The organism is Caballeronia terrestris, assembly GCF_001544515.1.
In the GTDB taxonomy this organism is placed as follows: Bacteria; Pseudomonadota; Gammaproteobacteria; order Burkholderiales; family Burkholderiaceae; genus Caballeronia; species Caballeronia terrestris.
Map to the genome: position 1 here is coordinate 1 of NZ_FCOL02000500.1, position 970 is coordinate 970.

General features: G+C 54.4%; 1 protein-coding gene. It reads left to right on the forward strand.

Features of this window, described 5'->3' with window-relative positions; translation table 11 throughout:
• The coding region (locus AWB67_RS38555; protein ID WP_125477899.1) for an oligopeptide/dipeptide ABC transporter ATP-binding protein at nt 1-780 on the forward strand (780 nt) is incomplete at its 5' end.
• Nucleotides 781-970: the final 190 nt, after the last annotated feature.

Below are 970 nucleotides of genomic sequence, written 5' to 3' on the forward strand. Positions count from 1 at the left end.
AGCATTAGAGAAGCAAAGGGCGCGCGGTTAAGAAGCTTACGCCGCAGAATGCAGATCGTGTTCCAAGACCCCTACGCTTCTCTGAACCCGCGTCGAACCGTCCGCCAGTCGCTCTCGGAGCCGCTCCGCGTACACAAGGCCGGCAGTCGACAGGCCATCGCGCAAAAAGTGCAGCGTGCGATTGAAGAAGTGGGGCTCCCGCAATCGGCGCTAGACCGATTCCCACACGAGTTTTCAGGCGGACAGCGCCAGCGCATTGGCATAGCACGCGCGCTTGTGCTCGATCCGGAGATCATCATTGCTGATGAGCCGGTATCGGCATTGGACGTTTCGGTACAAGCGCAGATCCTGGAGCTGTTGGAGCGACTAAAGCGGGATCGCGGACTTTCGTTTGTATTTGTTTCCCATGACCTTGGGGTCGTTCGTCATTTTTGTGACACTGTCTGTGTTATGTATCTCGGCCGTATCATCGAGCAGGGTCTGTCGGGCCAAGTTTTGGATCATCCTTTGCATCCCTATACTCGGGTGTTACGTGATTCGTCTCCCTTGCCCGATCCAAAAGCGCGAATCACACTCACAAAAATCAAAGGTGAGATACCAGCTCCTACGAACCTACCATCGGGTTGCACGTTCCATCCGCGTTGTACGCGAGCCCGGCCCGAGTGCGCATTGCAAATTCCGGCGCTTGGAGCGATGAGTACTTCTCACTCAGTTGCCTGTTTCTACCCCCTCAATGCGGACGTCGAAAAGCGAATCGGTGATTCGCTTGGAGCAGCTTGAATTGTTTGCTGCGAACCAGCTGTGAAGGCCGTATCACAGGAAGAGTGCCTATCTTCGTGCCAAATATCAAAGGGACCATTCGGATGAGCGACATTTTACGCATTAACACTAAAGTACTAAACCGCTGACGCGGTAGTGGGAGGTGGGCACAGGTTTATGGCTGACGTTTCATGAAGAGGGTTGTCTGGCG